8 protein-coding genes and 4 pseudogenes are annotated in these 16,995 nt (G+C 59.1%); 6 read left to right on the top strand and 6 right to left on the bottom strand.

Going from position 1 to position 16,995, the window contains the following annotated elements:
• A partial coding sequence (locus UP10_RS01020) for a mannose-1-phosphate guanylyltransferase/mannose-6-phosphate isomerase (RefSeq protein ID WP_044585597.1) occupies window positions 1–1,407 on the bottom strand: 1,407 nt, incomplete at its 3' end.
• A gap of 488 nt (window positions 1,408–1,895) precedes the next feature.
• On the opposite strand from UP10_RS01020, the gene UP10_RS43875 reads away from it, so the two are divergent.
• Window positions 1,896–2,057: a hypothetical protein gene (locus tag UP10_RS43875; protein WP_197086711.1), complete on the top strand. Its 162-nt coding sequence runs from the start codon at window positions 1,896–1,898 to the stop codon at window positions 2,055–2,057.
• Window positions 2,058–2,084: 27 nt separating this feature from the next.
• The gene (locus UP10_RS01015) at window positions 2,085–2,441 is read left to right on the top strand and encodes a VanZ family protein (RefSeq protein ID WP_044585573.1); all 357 of its coding nucleotides are present in this window, start codon (window positions 2,085–2,087) and stop codon (window positions 2,439–2,441) included.
• A gap of 688 nt (window positions 2,442–3,129) precedes the next feature.
• Here UP10_RS01015 and UP10_RS42700 read toward each other — a convergent pair.
• Window positions 3,130–3,852, bottom strand: a pseudogene (locus UP10_RS42700) (helix-turn-helix domain-containing protein); the annotation flags it as partial.
• Window positions 3,853–4,338: 486 nt separating this feature from the next.
• On the opposite strand from UP10_RS42700, the gene UP10_RS43870 reads away from it, so the two are divergent.
• The 4 genes and pseudogenes from UP10_RS43870 to UP10_RS45675 all read left to right on the top strand — a co-directional run.
• Window positions 4,339–4,506 carry an LPXTG cell wall anchor domain-containing protein gene (locus UP10_RS43870; protein WP_156179596.1) on the top strand — a complete coding sequence of 56 codons (168 nt, stop codon included), beginning with the start codon at window positions 4,339–4,341 and terminating at the stop codon, window positions 4,504–4,506.
• A gap of 189 nt (window positions 4,507–4,695) precedes the next feature.
• Window positions 4,696–5,385 (top strand): archaeosortase/exosortase family protein, encoded by a 690-nt coding sequence (locus tag UP10_RS01005; protein ID WP_197086708.1) that lies wholly within the window; start codon window positions 4,696–4,698, stop codon window positions 5,383–5,385.
• 707 nt (window positions 5,386–6,092) lie between these two features.
• Window positions 6,093–6,269, top strand: coding sequence for a hypothetical protein (locus UP10_RS01000; protein WP_156179595.1), 177 nt, complete (start codon window positions 6,093–6,095; stop codon window positions 6,267–6,269).
• 1,929 nt (window positions 6,270–8,198) lie between these two features.
• Window positions 8,199–8,545: pseudogene (locus UP10_RS45675) on the top strand (NAD-dependent epimerase/dehydratase family protein); the annotation flags it as partial.
• Window positions 8,546–8,610: 65 nt separating this feature from the next.
• Here the strand turns inward: UP10_RS45675 and UP10_RS00985 are convergent.
• The 4 genes and pseudogenes from UP10_RS00985 to UP10_RS41920 all read right to left on the bottom strand — a co-directional run bounded on the left by UP10_RS00985 (window position 8,611) and on the right by UP10_RS41920 (window position 16,788).
• Window positions 8,611–10,047: pseudogene (locus UP10_RS00985) on the bottom strand (IS1182 family transposase).
• Window positions 10,048–10,296: 249 nt separating this feature from the next.
• Window positions 10,297–10,710 (bottom strand): annotated as a pseudogene (locus tag UP10_RS00980) (sugar phosphate nucleotidyltransferase); the annotation flags it as partial.
• A gap of 261 nt (window positions 10,711–10,971) precedes the next feature.
• On the bottom strand, window positions 10,972–11,232 hold the full coding sequence (locus UP10_RS42690; protein ID WP_245321637.1) for a hypothetical protein: 261 nt from the start codon (window positions 11,230–11,232) through the stop codon (window positions 10,972–10,974).
• A 525-nt stretch (window positions 11,233–11,757) separates the two neighbouring features.
• Window positions 11,758–16,788 carry a family 16 glycosylhydrolase gene (locus UP10_RS41920; RefSeq protein WP_156179594.1) on the bottom strand — a complete coding sequence of 1,677 codons (5,031 nt, stop codon included), beginning with the start codon at window positions 16,786–16,788 and terminating at the stop codon, window positions 11,758–11,760.
• Window positions 16,789–16,995: the final 207 nt, after the last annotated feature.

The raw sequence follows: 16,995 nt of genomic DNA, 5'->3' as shown, positions 1-16,995 counted from the left end.
GCGCTGATAATCGTCCTCGATGCGGATGATATCGTCCTCGCCAAAGTAACTGCCGGTCTGCACCTCGATCAGCTCGAGCTGGATCTTGCCGGGGTTCTCCAGCCGGTGCACTGCGCCGATCGGGATGTAGATCGATTCGTTCTCGTGCACGGTCTTGACCAGCTCGTTGACGGTCACCTGCGCCGTACCGCGCACCACGATCCAGTGCTCGGAGCGGTGGTGATGCTTCTGCAGCGACAGCCGTCCGCCCGGCTTGACAATGATGCGCTTGACCTGGTGGCGGTCGCCATTGTCGACCGCCTGATAGGAGCCCCAGGGACGATGCACCTTGATGTGGTTCTCAGTCACCTCGGGCGCCGTCACCCTCAGTTTGGCGACCAGCCGCTTCAGCCCGTTGGCGTTCTGCTGCCGCGACACCAGCACGGCATCCTGGGTTGCGACGACGACAAGATCGTCGACGCCTTCGAGCGCGACCAGCGCGCGGTCGGTCGTGACGTTGCAATTGCGGGAATCCTCGAACACGGCAGCCCCGCGCGCCGCGTTGCCCTGGCTGTCCTTGTCGGAGAGCTCCCAGACCTGGCGCCACGAGCCGATGTCCGACCAGCCGCACGCCACCGGCACCACCGCCGCATGCGCCGTCTTCTCCATGACGGCATAGTCGATCGAGATCGCTTTCGCCGCAGCAAAGGCCTGTGCATCGAGCTTGACGAAGCCGAGATCGTGTCCGGCCTTCGCAACCGACTCCTCGACAGAGGCAATGCTGTCCGCATCAACGTTGCGGTATTCGTCAAGCAGCATCGCGGCGCGGAACATGAAGTTGCCGCTGTTCCAGAGATAGCCGGCATCGATATAACTGGCCGCAGTCGCCGCATCCGGCTTCTCGACGAATTTTGCGACCGCACGCACCTCGCCGGCGACAACCTCGCCGGGATTGATATAGCCATATTCGGTGGCAGGCCGCTCCGGCTTGACGCCGAAGGTCACGATGCGGCCCGTTTCCGCGGCCACCAGTCCCGCGCGGCAGGCCGCCACGAAGGCATCGGTGTCGCGCAGCAGATGATCGGCGGCGAGCGCCAGCACGATCGCATCCTTGTCGCGGCTTTGCGCGAATACCGCACTGGCCGCAATCGCCGGACCTGAATCGCGCCGCATCGGCTCCAGCAGCACATCGGCCTCGCGGCCGATCTCGGCCAGTTGCTCCAGCACCATGAAGCGGTAGGCCTCGTTGGTGATCACGATCGGGCACTCGAACACCGCCGCGTCCGAAACCCGCAGCAGCGTCTCCTGGAAGGTCGAGCGCGTCCCGAACAGCGACAGGAACTGCTTCGGATGCACCTCGCGCGAGGCCGGCCACAGCCGCGTGCCGGCGCCGCCGCACATGATCAGGGGGATTATTCGTCGATCCATCGATGCCTCAAGTCCTGTCGTGATCGTGATGCTTGTTCAGCAAGAACGGTGCCAACGCGATGACATCGAGTTCAGCCGCCGCTCGCCTTTGCCAATAGACGCCAACCACTTCATCCGTGTGAAAGTGACGGAACGAGGACAATCGCACGGCATTCTCCATCCGTCATATTTCCGTGCCTTATGCTTGCTCTCTGCCCCCCAACATTGTGGCCCGATCCATGCAACGATTCCGATGCTAAACATGATCAATTTGATGAACATTCAGGCGCAATCTGCGCACCATGGCCACAACAATTGTCTGGCAGCGCACAGAATCTGTTCGGTTGCATGTCCTCACGACAACAATTTGGTGAATCTGTGAATCGATGAGACATGCTGATCAAGTTTCACGCACAAACCGCACATCGAAAATGCCTCATGCATCAATGACGATTGATCGCACGGGAGCGATGTGCTTCTCAATGCACCCATCCCAATGAGGCCACGACTTGAAGATCTACATCAACGGCCGCTTTCTCTCACAGAAGCTGACAGGTGTGCAGCGCTATGCCGCCGAAATCGTCAAGGCGATGGATGGTCTTTTGGCAACGAGCGAGGTGCGATTTTTTCGTGCTTCTGCTAGCTTGGCAGACTTGCGCGGCTCTTCATAACCCCGGATTGAGGCGGCCAGGCACAGGATGCATCGAATTCACGTTATCGCCGCGACAGTTGCCTGCCTCTTGTTGATCGTTTATGCGACCTTGACATCCATGTCCAACCGGCCGGTCCTGCTAGGTCCGAACGAGGCCCCTTGGATCGTAGTCATCGAGCGCTTCGTCGCCTACCTGGTTTTTGGCTTTCTCCTGTCTTGGCTTTTCCCCGGTCGCACGATCCTCGCGTGCACGATCGCTGTGGGCATCGCGATCTTGCTCGAACTGTTGCAGGGGTTACGACCAGACCGCGATCCAGCCGTGCTTGATGTGCTTGAAAAGGCGGTAGGCGGGATTGTTGGCGTGTTCATTTCACGACTGCTACCGTTCCGACACAGCAACTGAAGTACCTCAGGGCATCGGCTTGCCGTACCGTCGGCATCATGACGAACGACCGCGCCGACGCGCTCCCGATTTGTCTTCCCAACGACCCAGAATCTGACAAGCTCTCCGGGAGGAACGGTCGCGGGGCGTTTCCGGCCGTTCGCCGCTTCGTTGGTATTCGCGGCGCGTAGCCATCCTGGCTCGAAGAAGGGTCTCCATTTCCGAGCGGCTGCGTGTCTGCGGGAAACAAGGCCCCGCGTGCAGTAGCCCGCTGCAAAGCGCTACCGCGAGCAGAAGCAAAAGTACGCCGATGCAGATACTCCGTCTTGTCAGCGGCTATCGTTCGTGTATGGACTAATTGAGCATCTCTGAGGCAGATAAAGCACATAGCAATAGCGAACGCTCGCCGACACGAAGAGCGCCGCGGCTGCGACGCTCACCTTCAGGAAGGCGTCGACTGACCCCGCCATTTGCCTCTCCCCTGTGGCACCCCAGATTGCTTTTGCTCAATTACCAATGTCGTCGCCATCGTCGTCCTCATCGGCACCTCGATCTGGATCGGAGACGTAAACCAGACAGCCTTCATAGAATGAAAGAGCACCGCCGCGGAGCGGACAATCCGCTTCCGACGCGATGCCGAGCGCTTCTGCCCATCGGTAGCCCGTAGCATGGCCGGAGCAATCGTCCGAGCAGTCGTAGCCGCGAAATTACGATCCAGGCAATGACCACGCATGACGCCGATCTCGATCTCGACCATGTTGAGCCAACTTGCGTGCTTGGGAGGGTAGTGGAACTCGAGCCGTCGCAAGATCCGCCTGGCTTCGGCAGGCGGAAATGTCTGATACAGGGAGCCGCTGACGCGCCTCGCCGATGAGTTGCACCGGGCTTTCGTCGAAGCACACCACTGGCCGCTTGGCATGGGGCGCTTCGGCAGAGGTCGAGCACGTTTTCCATACGGGCGACGTATTCGCCATCTACCTTTGGAATGCACCACATGTCCTTGCGCAACGGCTTGAGGTCATTTTCGGCCAGGCGCCGCCGAACCGTCTCGTGCGACAGGCTCTTGTGTTCGGTGAGCTTGACGATCGCGCCTGCCAGCAGCCGAAGCGTCCAGCGCGGCCCTTGGGCGGGCTGGCACAGGCTCTCGCCACCCGCAAGGCTTCTTCCTTGCCCGTAAGTTTGCGCTCCGCTCCGGGACGCGGCTCTTCGCTTAGCGCCCGCTCCAGATTGCATTCCACGAAGTGTCGCTTGGTTCGGTACACGGTCGAGCCGCCCACGCCGACATCTCCTCGTCGCTGGCCCCGGTATCGGCGGCCAGCAAAATCTGCGCTCGCTAGCTAGAGCTTGCGTGAGCATGCTTGCCGCTGCTGAGTAGCATCCTCAGTGCGGTGCGCTCGATTTGGCTGAGGTCGACCCGATAGCGTACATTCATAGCGTGCCTCCGTGTTCGAGGCACGCACCAACAACTGAATCGGATGACCGTCAATGCAGACCAGTTTTTGCACGCGCGTTGCCCGCTGTAAGCAGCGCCGTGAGACTGCGAATCGCAACGCCCGGCGCACTCTTGAGTCGGCGTAAATCTCAACTTGGATTTCCAAAAGAATGATTGAAGTTATCGCCGATCAGTGCCGGAGATCTACAGACATTGCTCGCACTCGGTCTGATCGCAATGCAGGGTAGTCAGCTAGCACTGACGCAAACGGGACCTGACGCTATTGCGTAATGGTATCGCTTCACGCGCGCCGGCCGGGCTTGGTTTGGACTGCGCCTTCACGGCAGCCGTGTCGGTCAGAATCGTCGGAGTACTGGGACCGAAGGCACATGCCATGTCTCGGATTAGGTATATGAAGGTGCCTCTCTTGACATGGGGCGATACTTTGTGGTCAATCAAATCTTGAATATAGGAGAGGTTGTGTTCATGGCTAAACGTCTAGCTATTGCCGCGGTTTTGCTTCTAGGCGCCGTCGGAGCAGCTCATGCCAGGCCAATTTCTGCACCAGGGCCGGATATTGAAAGCAGCCTGTTTGGGGTATCGCTTGCGGCTGGTATTGCTTGGGTTCTGAAACGCCGCCGTAACAAGGCGTAATTTGGGCTCTGGAACGGCCTGGTCGCTCTCGTTCGGTTTATTCCTTTCACAATGTCATTTAAGCGTGCAGCTCTACCTACCGTCTATATCTGCTTATTTTTGAGCGCGCTCGCAGCAGCCCGCTTCGACGTATTTTTGCCCTCTTACGCGACATCGCGGCTGGCGAGTGTTAGCGTTGTGCTCGGGTTCTTGACCATCGCGACTTTTATCGTAGAATTGAGACGGGCTGACGATTTCCTGGATCGTTGCAATTGGCCGGTGTTCCTCGTCGTTGTCCTGCTCTGTGGCATCCCCAAGCATTCGACTTTTGCTGTGGCAGCGACCGCCATGGCTGCGCTTCTGATTTGGCGGAAAGACAGCCGTCTTTCGTCCATCGGGCAACTCAGCCTAGCACTGGCGTGGATCGACTTCTGGGGCCCGTCATTCTACCTGCTGTTCGATCGCTGGTTCTTGTCGCTAGAAACGATGATCGCCTTTGAACCGCTGTCTTGGTTTACGCAGTTCACCAGAGACGGCAACGTCATCGACAATGGTGCCGGTCACAGCATCATGGTGGTCGAGGGATGTTCCGCATTTCGGAATACGATGACCGCGGCGTTCGTTTGGCTCTGTAGCATCAAAATTCAGCGCCTCGAAGTCACCATCCATCGCATCGTCGTACTAGCATTTGCGCTCGGCGCGGTTGTTGTGATCAACAGCGCAAGGTTAGCTCTGCTGTCGATCTCCGCACAGTCATTTTTCTTCTGGCACGATGGTCTCGGATTTGAGATTGCGAAGTTTTCGATGATTGGCGTTGTGTTCGTGATTTTCTTTTTCGGAATCAAGCAAGAACCTAATAGAAAGCTGTTGTCAGGTCGAGGATTGGCGCCAGTGGCGTGAATAAGCTCTCTTCATATCGGCCGAAGGCTTGATTCACCAACGCGCCGCCGTTGCCCCGACGTGGGGCCGGCTCGCATAAGGCCGACATGCCGCGACAGATCCTGTATTCGTGCGAGTGAATGAGAAATGAGCGATTTGGATGCGCTCGGCCCGCCATGCCAACTACCTCATCTTCTTGACCAGCTCTTTTAGTCGGTCAATCGCAACTCCGCCGACGGGCATCCGAGCAGCTTCGAAGCGTAGTCGGTCGCGGCATAGTAGGCGTCGATGTCGCCGGGGGCGGCGCGGCTTGATGTCGTAGGGGACCGGCCTGCCGCTCGCGGCCTTGAAGGCGCTGATGACGTCGAGCACACTGCTGCCCGCGCCGGTGCCGAGATTGACCGCAAAGCATTGCGGCGTGTTACCAACAGCAATCTGTGCAGCATGGGATTACGAAACGTTCAGCCTCAGGTGCCATCCTCAATCCGAACGGGGCTGCCGAAATGCCGAAAGCACAGCACATTTCTGCGATCGGTGCTGTTCGCGTCGGCAGTTCCTTGGCTAGAGCAACGCCGAACTGCCTAAGGGATAGTCAGCCATACAAACTCGTCGGCGACACGATCGGATGGTCGATGACGATTGCATCTGGCGCAGTGCTTGCAGGGCCTTCGCCGGTCGACGATGCAGATTACGGTCGTGGAAAAACCTAAAAGCGGGAACTCGGTTTGGTGGGCCGCGGGTTTCGTTATTTTGCAAAGCCGGATTTCACCGGCACCGACAGTTTCACTCTCGCCGTGGTTGGAAAGAACCGACGCGACGAAGGCAGCTTTGCCATTCAGATCACCGTTTCTCGCCAGCCGATGCAATTGGATTCAATTCCCCAAGGCAATTTACCCAAGCCGTAGCGGTCACCGGGCCGCTCGGAGGCTCCCGTCCGTAAGGCAACAGCTCAAGGTCGGGCGTTTCCGCGGATACCAAACATTGGCATCCTTTTTGCTCAGGCCTCTCAAACCCACCAGCTGAGTAACAGATGCCCGTCCGAAAAGAACGCTCGTCCGATTCAATCATATTGCAGCTGAAATCGGAAGGTTTCAGCCTTCGCGCAATAGCGAATCAACTCGGCTTGACCAGTCGGTATTATCGCCTCAAAGGCGTTTGCCACCCCTCGCAGATGCAGAGAGACGCAGAGATAAAAACAAGACGACTAGTTAGTCTAGACCGCAACCGAAGGCTGGACTAGACGCCGAACACACTGAGTTCGCCACGCAGGCCGACGAGGCCAGACGCATTGCAGAACAGCGTCAAAACGAAACAAGAAAGGTGGCCGATCGGGAGGTTGTGCAGAAACGCTACCGCGTATGCGTTTCTGACGCAGAGAGCAATTATTCTGCTTCATGGTCCATGGAGCGCAAAAAGGTGAAGGCCAAAAAGCAGCGAGCTGACTGCCTCACCAAATTGGAAAAATCGAGCTGCGACTTGATGTATCCCCTGGTCGAATTGTCCTCCGATTGCTCGGTACCCTTGAATAGGTGCGAGCCTTTACAAGCAGCTTGAACAGTCCCGGGGAAGTGTTTGCAGGAAAGCAGCATTGGTCTGCAGTAGAGGAACCTATCCACACCCACGACGCGCGGTTGGCCGGCGCTGTTCCGAACCGCTACCGATTGAAAATTTGCACACCGCGACGAGCGGCGTCTTCATGCGCCATGCCATGGCGGGATGCCGGCTTCAAGACCGTGCTTGTCTATTGCGTCGGCTTCCAACATCACGCCGGCCGGCTGGATCTCGCCACTCTGCCCGATTGAGATTGGTCCGATATCTCGGTACACCTCGCGTGCACCGACTGCGGCCGCGTCGGTTGGGTCGACACCAGGCTCGACTAGAGCGAGGTGGTCAACATCAACAAGGGGGTGCTAGCCAAACTGAAACAGCGGGATTTGTTAACTGGTTCACTAGTCGCAGGTACGCCCCTTGCTAACCTCTTGGTGGCATGAGGGCAGACGTATGGATATGATACAACACTACCGCGCAATGCTCGGTATCTGTCGCCAAAGGGCACAGATGGAGGGCGAGAACGAATCATTCTGGCTCGAAGAGGCAGCCATCCTAGAGAGGCTGCTCGTCACCACGGAGCGCCTGCAGGTGCTTGGTTTGGACGTCGAGTCGTCCTCGGAAGCCGCTTAAGAATAGGCGTCTAATGTCGAGGGGGCCCGCGAGCGATTGTCGCTGTCGCCCGCGCTAATTATGGAACTGCTCAATAGTCTCTATGGGGCGGTCGCTTGCTGCAGTTAGGCTCGATGGCGAGGTGGCCGATCTCTGCGACCAAAGATATGTCTCACTCGGAACGCCCTTCTTCCCTTGCCCTCCATGGCCTTGAACTTCGCCACACCCCTGTGCGGCATCATATTCGTCAGCAAGACCACGCTTCTTGGCTTTCGCGGGAAGACTCCCGGGCAAAGGATCCCGTTCAAGAAGTATGATCCGAACAGCTTCCAGCCGATCTAGATACCGACTGTGGGCGCGTCCAGCCAAGACAATCCCCGCGAGGACCGGTGGCAAAACAAGCAACCAAAGCATCATTCATCTCCCGATCGATTGCGGGCGCCTGCTGATCTCAACAGTATCTCGGTAAACAAATGCCCTGATCGGCGAATCGTTCAAACCCACAGCCTACAACCCACTGTAACCGCATCAGTGTGACGAAACAGCGTCAATTCAGGGCCAGTATTTAGGTGGCCTGACGAACATACTAAACCCCGCATCCAGCCTTACGGCGTTCGGAAAGTTTGATAAGGGTCGGCCCCCCAGCCGCGATGACGCGCTGGCCAGTGGGACGGCTACACGCCATCAATCCCTACGGCCGCACCAAGCTGATGATCGAGGAGATGCTGCGTGACCAGTATGTCAGCGACAGAAATTGGGCGATCGCGATCCTGCGCTACTTCAATCCGGTCGGGGCGCATGAAAGCGGCCTGATCGGCGAGGATCCGAAGGGCGTTCCCAACAATCTGGTCCCGTTCGTCGCCCAGGTTGCGATCGGACGCCGCGATCGGCTCGACGTCTGGGGCAATGACTAGGACACGCCCGACGACACCCGCGTGCGCGACTATATCCATGTGATGGATCCGGCGCGGGCCAAGTGTCCGCACTCAAGCTGCTCAACACGCCGCAATGCTTTGCGGTCCAGGCTGTGTAAAAACGCGGATGTTGAGGTTTGCAGGCGCAGGCGGCTGGCTCAAGAAGCCGAGCCTATGCTCGGACCGCTTCTATTAGTCCGCCAACGCCGAGAATGCTCATAATTCGTTTCATGTTGTAGGCCAGGATGTGTAGCGCCATTTCTGTGCCGACGTGCTGGAGTGTTTTCATCTAGAAGTGCGTCGCCCCCATCCACGACTTTATCGTGCCGAACGGATGCTCGACGGTCTGGCGGCGAAGGCGCATTTTGGCCGGGTTTCGATCGAGCCTTGCTTGCACGGCCTCAAGGACGGCTTCGTGCTCCCAACGTGAGATCCGTCGTTCTTTGCCCGTCGTGCATTGGCTCTTCAACGCGCAGCCTTGGCACGCGTTGGTCCAATAGCGCCGCAGTGTCTTGCCATCCTCTTCGTTGGTGTAGTGATAGATTAGCTGCTCACCGGCGGGACAGCGATAAACGTCGTCCGCCGCGACGTAGACGAAGTCTTGCTTGCCGAAGCGCCCTTTGGCGTTGAGGCCCGAGGTTATCGGCTTCGGCAGGTAGACGGTAACGTTGGCTTGCTCACAGGCAACAATTTCCTCGCCGCTATAGTACCCGCGGTCAGCAACAGCCTCGATGGCCTCGCAGCCAATCGCTGCGCGTGCCTGCTCGGACATGCTGGATAGCTGGCTCCGGTCGGACCCAACGTTGGTCACCTCATGGGTAACAATGAGATGATGCTTGGTGTCGACGGCACTTTGAACATTGTACCCAACCATCCCGCTACCTCGGCCACTTGTGGCCATCGAGCGAGCATCGGGGTCAGTCAGGGATATCTGCTTGTCCTCGGTCTGCATCATCAGGGTGTTCAGACCGTTCAGGCGTTGAATCTCGTCACGCAGCGTTGCAATCTTCTCATTGAGCCGGGTGATCTTGGCCGCCGGTACCGCTTCTCCCTGACGATCGGCGCTGTCGAGCTGCGAGAGATAACGGGCAATGCTCTCGTCAATCTGCGCTAGACGGCGCTGCATCTTGGCCTGGGTGAAGTTCCGATCCCGCGCGTTGACAGCCTTGAACTTGCTGCCGTCGATCGCAACGCTCGCTTCGCTCTACAGCTCGAGGCGCCGGCATAGCACCACGAACTCACGGCAGACCTTTCGGATGGCCTCGCCATTGTCCTTCCGGAAGTCGGCTATTGTCTTGAAGTCCGGCATCAGGCGGCTGGTCAGCCAAACCAACTCGATGTTGCGCTGGCACTCCCGCTCCAGGCGCCGGCTTGATTGCACCCGATTGAGGTATCCATAGACGTAAATCTTCAACAACGTCGACGGATGGTGGGCCGGCCTTCCTGTCGCCTCTGGCTTAACGCCGACAAAGCCCAACTCGGTCAGATCAACCCCATCGACATAGACATCGACCGCCCGGACCGGATTGTCCTCGCCCAAATAGTCGTCTAACCGCTCGGGAAACAAGGTGCTCTGACTGCGGTCATCACCAACGACAAATCGCGTCATCGAATCCTCCAGCCGAATCACTGGAGAATCATATCATCGAGCCTGTTTTCACACAGTCTGGGTCAATCTCGGCACCGGCGCGGGCAGCTGCGTGCTCGACTTCATCAGCGCCCTCGAGGCCGCGAGCGGCAGGCCGGTCCCCTACGGCATCAAGCCGCGCCGCCCCGGCGACATCGACGCCTACTATGCCGCGACCGACTACGCTTCGAAGCGCTCGGATGGAGGGCAACCCGGTCGCTCGAGGCGATGTGCGCCGACCATTGGCGCTGGCAGAGCAGCAATCCGAACGAACGCATTGGTGTCGCGCACCAGATGATCGGCGGCGAGCGCCACCACGATCGCGTCGCTGTCACGGGTTTGCGCGAACGCCGCACCGGCCGCGATCGCGGGACCAGAGTCGCGCCGCATCGGCTCGAGCAGCACGTCGGCCTCGCGGCCAATCTCGGCGAGTTGCTCCAGCACCATGAAGCGGTAGGCCTCGTTGGTGATCACGGTGGGACGCTCGAATAGCATCGCGTCGGAAACCCGCAGCAGCGTCTCCTGAAAAGTCGAGCGGGTCCCGAACAGCGATAGGAACTGCTTCGGATGCACCTCGCGCGAGGCCGGCCACAGCCGCGTGCCGGCGCCGCCGCACATGATCAGGGGAATAATACGCGATTTCATCGATATGCCTCAGGTCGTGACCAGATCGCGTCTTGGTTTAGCAAGAATGGTGCCAGCCTACAGCAACACATGTTCTGCCGATCCAGCGACGTTCAAGCTTCTTTTGGGGCACAGAAGCGGGAAGCAGCGTGATCGAGGCGATCCGTGCATTTTACCCCCGGCGGCGTTCAAGAAAGGCAACGTCCCTGAGGCCATGCTCACAATCGTGAACTGCGGCGACCGAGTTAGGGTGGCGGCTCTTGATTGATCACCTTTGACCGGTCATTTGGGCGCAATGCTATTGTCCACCTTGCCACCATTCGCAACGCATTTATCGAAATATTCATATTGCGCGCGCCCCGATCCTTTTGCGCTTCCCGCCGCCGGATTCCCGGGCGCACGGGGTGGAAATTGTATAGCGGTCAGGGTACGGCATTTTCGGGCGACGTCGGCCGTGATCGCCGAGGCGGGCTCGGGAACAAAGCTTAGCGCAACACAGGCCACCGCGAGCCAAACGCATCCGAACTTCAAATTGGCGAACATGAGGACCTTCTCTTGCCTGCAGCAACCGCGCAAACAACGCGCCGCCATCGTTGGCACATATTCTAGTCGGAATGACGAGTTTTGGTACAGGCGAAAAGTTCAAGCCGCGGGGACGCGAGTCGGTATGGTCTGCAAACATGCTGAAAGGATCCGGCAAGAATCGGCGAGATTCGGCAACTTGATAGCGAACGATAATTACCCATTGGATCCTGCTACCAACGAGGTTCAGTTGGCGCTCGTCGTCGCCCGCATGATCGACACCGTCAAGCACACCCGGAGCATATGCGAAGCCGTCTACGATCTTGCCCGTCACAAGCTACGAGAGCAATTCACCTCCGACGATGAGAAAGTCACCAAGCGGACGCAGCACGCCTTGTCACGACGGGTTCGCACAGTACCGTTGCAGCCCGGCGGAGCAATAATCCGTTCCGGGATCCAACCGGGTCGGGTCCGCCTCCAGCGGTATCGGCCGAAGCGCGGCGCCGTCGAGGTCCGGTGCGCCACGCGCCAGACCTTCCGACGCCGCTAGTGATGAAGCATGTAGTTGTGAAACTCCGCAAAGTGAGCATCTACCGACGAGGCAGCGTGAAATAGCTCAGTAGGACCGGTCGCCGGCAGGGCTGATTGGAGGTTGTCGACCTGCAGCAACGCCGGGCCTGCCTGGTGATCGACGGATTCAAAACCGAAATGGGCCACGCTTGCCAGTGAATCGGCGTGATCAAAGGCAAAGCCTTCGCCCGCCAGCGACACGGCGCCCGTCGCCTGTGCGGCCGATGTCGCGTCCGGTGTCGGAGCCTGGTTGAAATCAAATCCATCCTTGGGCGGATCGATGACCAGCGTGCCGCCGCTTCCGTCGCTCGAGAGATTGAACATCGCGTGGGTGTAGTTGCCGGCCAGCGAAATATGTGTCGCGTGGTTTTGGGCATCGACCACGGTCAGCACGCCTCCAGTTGTATCTCCTCCATAGGACGCGGACGTTCCGGATCCGAAGGCAATACCCTTCAGGTCGATCTGGTTCGAGTTGGACGCCGTCCCGTCGCCGCTCAGATGGATCAGTTTTCCCGCGAACTGGGACGCGTGATCGAGCACCAGCGTGCCGGTTGCGGCATTGAAGGTGATCGACCCGGAAACGGCGCCCGTCAATTCCAGCTTGGCTCCTGCGTCAATCGTGACCGCCTGACTCATTTTGCCCAACGCTAGGACGACCTTTCCGGAAATATCGAGAACCGTGGATGGTGTGTCGATCACACCATCACCATTGAGATCCTGATGAAGCACGGTCTCGATTGACTTGAGCGACGCATCGGTTCCAGATGCGTTGTTCACAATCTTGGAAGCGAAATTGCCATTGCTGTCGGTACTCCACACCGCGAAATGGCCGGTGGAGGAGTCTTTCCAAGCGACGTCATAGCCGCCCGAGGTCGCATCCGCGCCGACCGGCGTCCAAGTACCGAACTGACCCGCGACGACGGCAGCACCGGCGTATTTCAGCGTGGGTCCCTGGCCGCCGCCAATCGAGTCAAGAAAGTAGCTGTTGCCGAGCTTGTCCAGGCTGGTCGCGCCTGACGCTTCAATCGCCGTCGTCACTATCATCGTTGATGCCGCAGTCGAGGCAACCGGCGGAACGCCGATCACACCATCGCCATTAAGGTCCTGGTGGAAGACAGTTTCGATCGATTCAAATGACGAACTGCTTCCCGATACGTTGCTCAGGATCTTTGACGCAAAGTTGCCGTTGCTGTCGGTAGTCCAAACCGCGTACTGGCCGGAAGAAGAATCCTTCCAGGCCACGTCATAGCCGCTCGACGTCGCCTCCGCGGCTACCGGCGACCATGTGCCAAACTCCCCCACCACCACTACCGCACCGCTGTATTTCAGCAGGACAGCGGCGTCGGCGTGCGACATGTAAAAGTTGGTTCCAACTTTGGTGAACAACGTCGTACCGATCGCCTCGACCGTCGTACCAACCACCGCTGCCAGGACATTGGAGGACGGACTTAGATTGCCGACTGCATCGGTCGCGGCCGCGGAGAGCTTGTGCGCGCCCGCGGCGAGCGAGCCGGTGTTGATGCTCCACGTTCCGTTAGACGCGACGACCGTACTGCCCAGCAGGATTGTTCCGTCGTACAATTTGACGGTGCTTCCGGCTTCAGCGGCGCCGGAGGCGGCGATGGTGCTTCCGGAAGCAAGCGCGGCTGAGGCAAGGTTGGGCGCCGAGGGCGCTAACGTATCGACTGTCAGGTTCAATGCCGCCGACGCTGTGCTGAGATTGCCGACGGCGTCTGCGGCCTCGGCGGTAAAGGCATGGCTGCCGTCCGCCAGCGTTCCCGTCGTAAACGACCAAGCGCCTGCGGCGTCAGCGATCGCGGTTCCGATTAGGGTTGCCTGATCGAAGATTTCAATGGTGACGCCAGCCTGGGCATTTCCAGTCAGGGTCAGGTCATTTGCGGCGGTGAGGCCCGACGCGGTTAGTGGCGTGTTGGTGGCGAACGAGACGGTCGGAACCGCGAGGGCGTTCATGGTCATCGGCGCATTCGAGGCAGACACGAACGAATAATCTGACGACGCCAACTGGGTGACGCCAACAAGGTGGAGCGTATCCGATCCTCCCGCGTAGTGAATCGTCCACATGCCGCCAAGATTCGTCAGGTAAGCAGAGGCGTCGAAGCCCTTCAGCGTCAACTTGTCGTGCTCGGAAATGGTGCTGACGAAAACGTGGAAGTCGGAGATCGTGACGTTGCCGCTGCCCGGGGTGTAGACGAACGTGTCGTTCCCCGCGCCTCCGGTAATCCAGTCATTGCCGCCGCCGCCGTTGAGGATGTCGTCGCCGCTCGAGCCCACGAAGAGGTTGGCCAGTTGGTTACCGGTGCCGGTGAGCCCGCCCGTCATCAAGGTCAGGTTTTCGACGTTGGCCGGCAGGGTATAGGAGGTCCAGGCCTCGACACTATCGATGCCGCCGCTGGGATTCTCGACGATTCTCTGGTTCGCATTCGTGATGACGTAGGTGTCGTCACCGGTCCATCCGACCATCGTGTCGTCGGTGTTGACCGGCGTGATCTTGTCGTTGGCCGAGGTGCCGAAGACCGTGTGGCTGCTGACGCTTCCGCTGATCCAGGATGTGATCGTGCCGCCGACCGGAGGAGATCCGGGAAGCTGGAAATCGTCGCTGGTAAAGGATGAGATCGTTGTGTTGCGGAAAACCAGAGTGTCCTGGCTCGTCAGCGCCAGGTGGACATCGCTCCCCACCTGGGTCATCGCGGCCTGGATGTCACTGAACGAGTTGAAGGCAAAGCCGTTGAGCTGAACGACGTCGTGCCCTGCCCCCGAGCCCGGCGTGAAATCGGTGATGATATCCGAACCATCGCCGGAGTTGAAGACAAAGGTGTCTGCGCCGCCACCGCCCGTCAGGATGTCATTGCCAAGCCCGCCGGTGATGGCGTTCGCCAAATCATTGCCCGTGATGATGTTGGACTGCGAGTTACCGGTGCCATTGATAGCGGCGGAGCCGGTGAGCGTCAGGTTCTCGACATAGTCCGGCAGCGTGTAAGTGACGGACGATTTTACGGTGTCGATACCGCCGCCATAACTCTCGACGATCTTGGTGCTCGGATTGGTGACGATATACGTGTCGTCGCCGGCGCCGCCGCTCACGGTATCGGCGCCCCCTGCTCCATCGATCAGGTCGTTACCCGATGTACCGTTCAACGTGTCGGCGTTCGCAGTCCCGGTGATCGTGTTGGTCGGTGTTGCACTGGCAAGCAGCGAATATTCCGCGAGCGTGTATTCCGGCAATTGATACGCGGTAATCGAATCGATCGACATCGTCGCCGTCGCGCCGGCGGCGGCATTGCCAGCCCAGTTTCCTCCCATGGCGAGGTTGGCGATCATGTACATCGCCGTGTTCATGTCGGAGGGGGTGGCCACCTGCCCCACCTCCGCGCTATCAACGAAATAAGTCAGCGTGTACGGCGTCCATTCCACTCCGAACGTATGCTCGCCCGCAGTTAGGTTGGCGGTGTTCGCCCAATATCCCTGATCCGGCGTGGTCGCGGATCGGAAGCCCCAATGCGACTGGTCGGGATGCGTGCCGAGCCCTTCGAGCACGTCGAGTTCGGTGGCGAGACCATGCGGATTGGTGGGCAGCATCCAGAACGCGGGCCACGCGCCGGGGGTGCCGGACAGCGTGGCCGTCATCTGAAAATAGCCGTAGGTCTGGGCGAAGCTGTTCTGGGTCGAGATCATGCCCGACGAGAACTGGTGGTTGCCGACATAAGCCGCATCGCTCGCAGGCAACGGCTGGGCGGTGATGACGAGCTGGCCGTTCTGGATCGAGAATGGATTGAGGCCGAGCGGCGCCGATGCATGGGTTCCCTGCAGCCCCGAGAAGCTTGGATCGACGTAGATCTCCTGCTCGCCAGCGAGCGAGTAACTTGCCGCGCCGCTCCAGGCGTAACTGGTGCGCCACGTCAGATGCGGGTCCTGACCCGCGGAGAGCGCATTGAAATCGTCGTTGAAGGTCTGGACGAGCCCGGTAGGCTGCGTGACAATACTGAGGTTAGCCGCGGTAAAATTCTGAATGCTGGTATTTTCGAGCCTGATGGTTTCGCCACTGCCGAGCGTCAGGACGGTATCGGTGCCGACCTGCTTCATGGCGGCGGTGACGTCGGAAAGCGTATGAAAACCTGTGCCGTTGAGTTGCAGGATGTCGCCGCCGACCCCAGTGTGGAAATCGGTAATGATATCGTTGCCGTCGCCGATACCCTCGACAAAGGTGTCGATGCCGCCGCCGCCATTGAGCACGTCATTGCCTTTGCCGCCATCGATGATGTTGTTACCGGCGTTGCCGATAATAATATTGTCGAGGTCGTTCCCGGTCGCTGGCGATGCGTAGCTGCCGCCCAAGATCAGGTTTTCGACATTCGGGGCATTGACGAGGCTGTAGCCGTCGATCATCCCATCGTAGATGGTATCGATACCCTGACCGGCCTGTTCGACGACCTTGGTATTGTGATCGTACACGAAGTAACTGTCGTCTCCCGCGCCACCGATCAGGGTGACGCCGATTCCGAGCGCCTGCAGGGAGTCGTTCATCGTACCGCCGGTCAGCGTGCCGCCGGCCTGAACCGTGAGCGCCGCCGTGTTCGGCGAAGCACTGCCCTGAAGCGGATTGTCGAGCTCGACATTGGACGCGACAAGCGAGGAGAGCGTGACGTTCTGCAACGTCAGGGTTTCGGTGCTCGACAAGGTGACGACCGTATCGGAACCCACCTGCGCGGCGACTGCGAGGAACTTTGCAAACGTCGCGAACCCGTAGTTCTCGATACGCAGGATGTCACCGCCGACGCCAGCCTGAAAGTCGCTGACGGTGTCCGAGCCGTAGCCCTTCGAGATTGCGAAGATGTCGCTGCCGGCTCCTCCAGTGAGAAGATCGTTCCCGGTGCCGCCGAAGAGGATGTCCGATCCAGACGTTCCGACAATAACGCTCGCGTAGGTTGGGTTCGTTGCCATGATGGATTGTGTGCTCCTTAGAGCCACAACCACCACGAAGGCGTTCAAGCCGATATATGAATTTCGGGAAAAATTGAAATATGCGGAAGAAAGCACGGCGCGCCGTAGTACTACGGGTCAGGAGTACTACGGGTCACGAGTGACTGAAATGTCGACGCGCGGACCTGCGGATTTTTCGAATCCCGATCTGCGCCGGATCGCAGCACAACGGCAAGGTCAATGTTCCGATTGCCAGAAGATAGTCGGCGTCGACGT

This window comes from Bradyrhizobium sp. LTSPM299, assembly GCF_000938235.1.
In the GTDB taxonomy this organism is placed as follows: domain Bacteria; phylum Pseudomonadota; class Alphaproteobacteria; order Rhizobiales; family Xanthobacteraceae; genus Bradyrhizobium.
Note: the sequence above shows the minus strand (reverse complement) of the source record. Positions and strands in the feature narration are given on the sequence as shown.

Coding starts and splice junctions, on each gene's coding strand:
- UP10_RS42690 (WP_245321637.1), bottom strand. CDS start 11,232: ATGTTCGCCAATTTGAAGTTCGGATGCGTTTGGCTCGCGGTGGCCTGT.
- UP10_RS43870 (WP_156179596.1), top strand. CDS start 4,339: ATGGCTAAACGTCTAGCTATTGCCGCGGTTTTGCTTCTAGGCGCCGTC.
- UP10_RS01015 (WP_044585573.1), top strand. CDS start 2,085: ATGCATCGAATTCACGTTATCGCCGCGACAGTTGCCTGCCTCTTGTTG.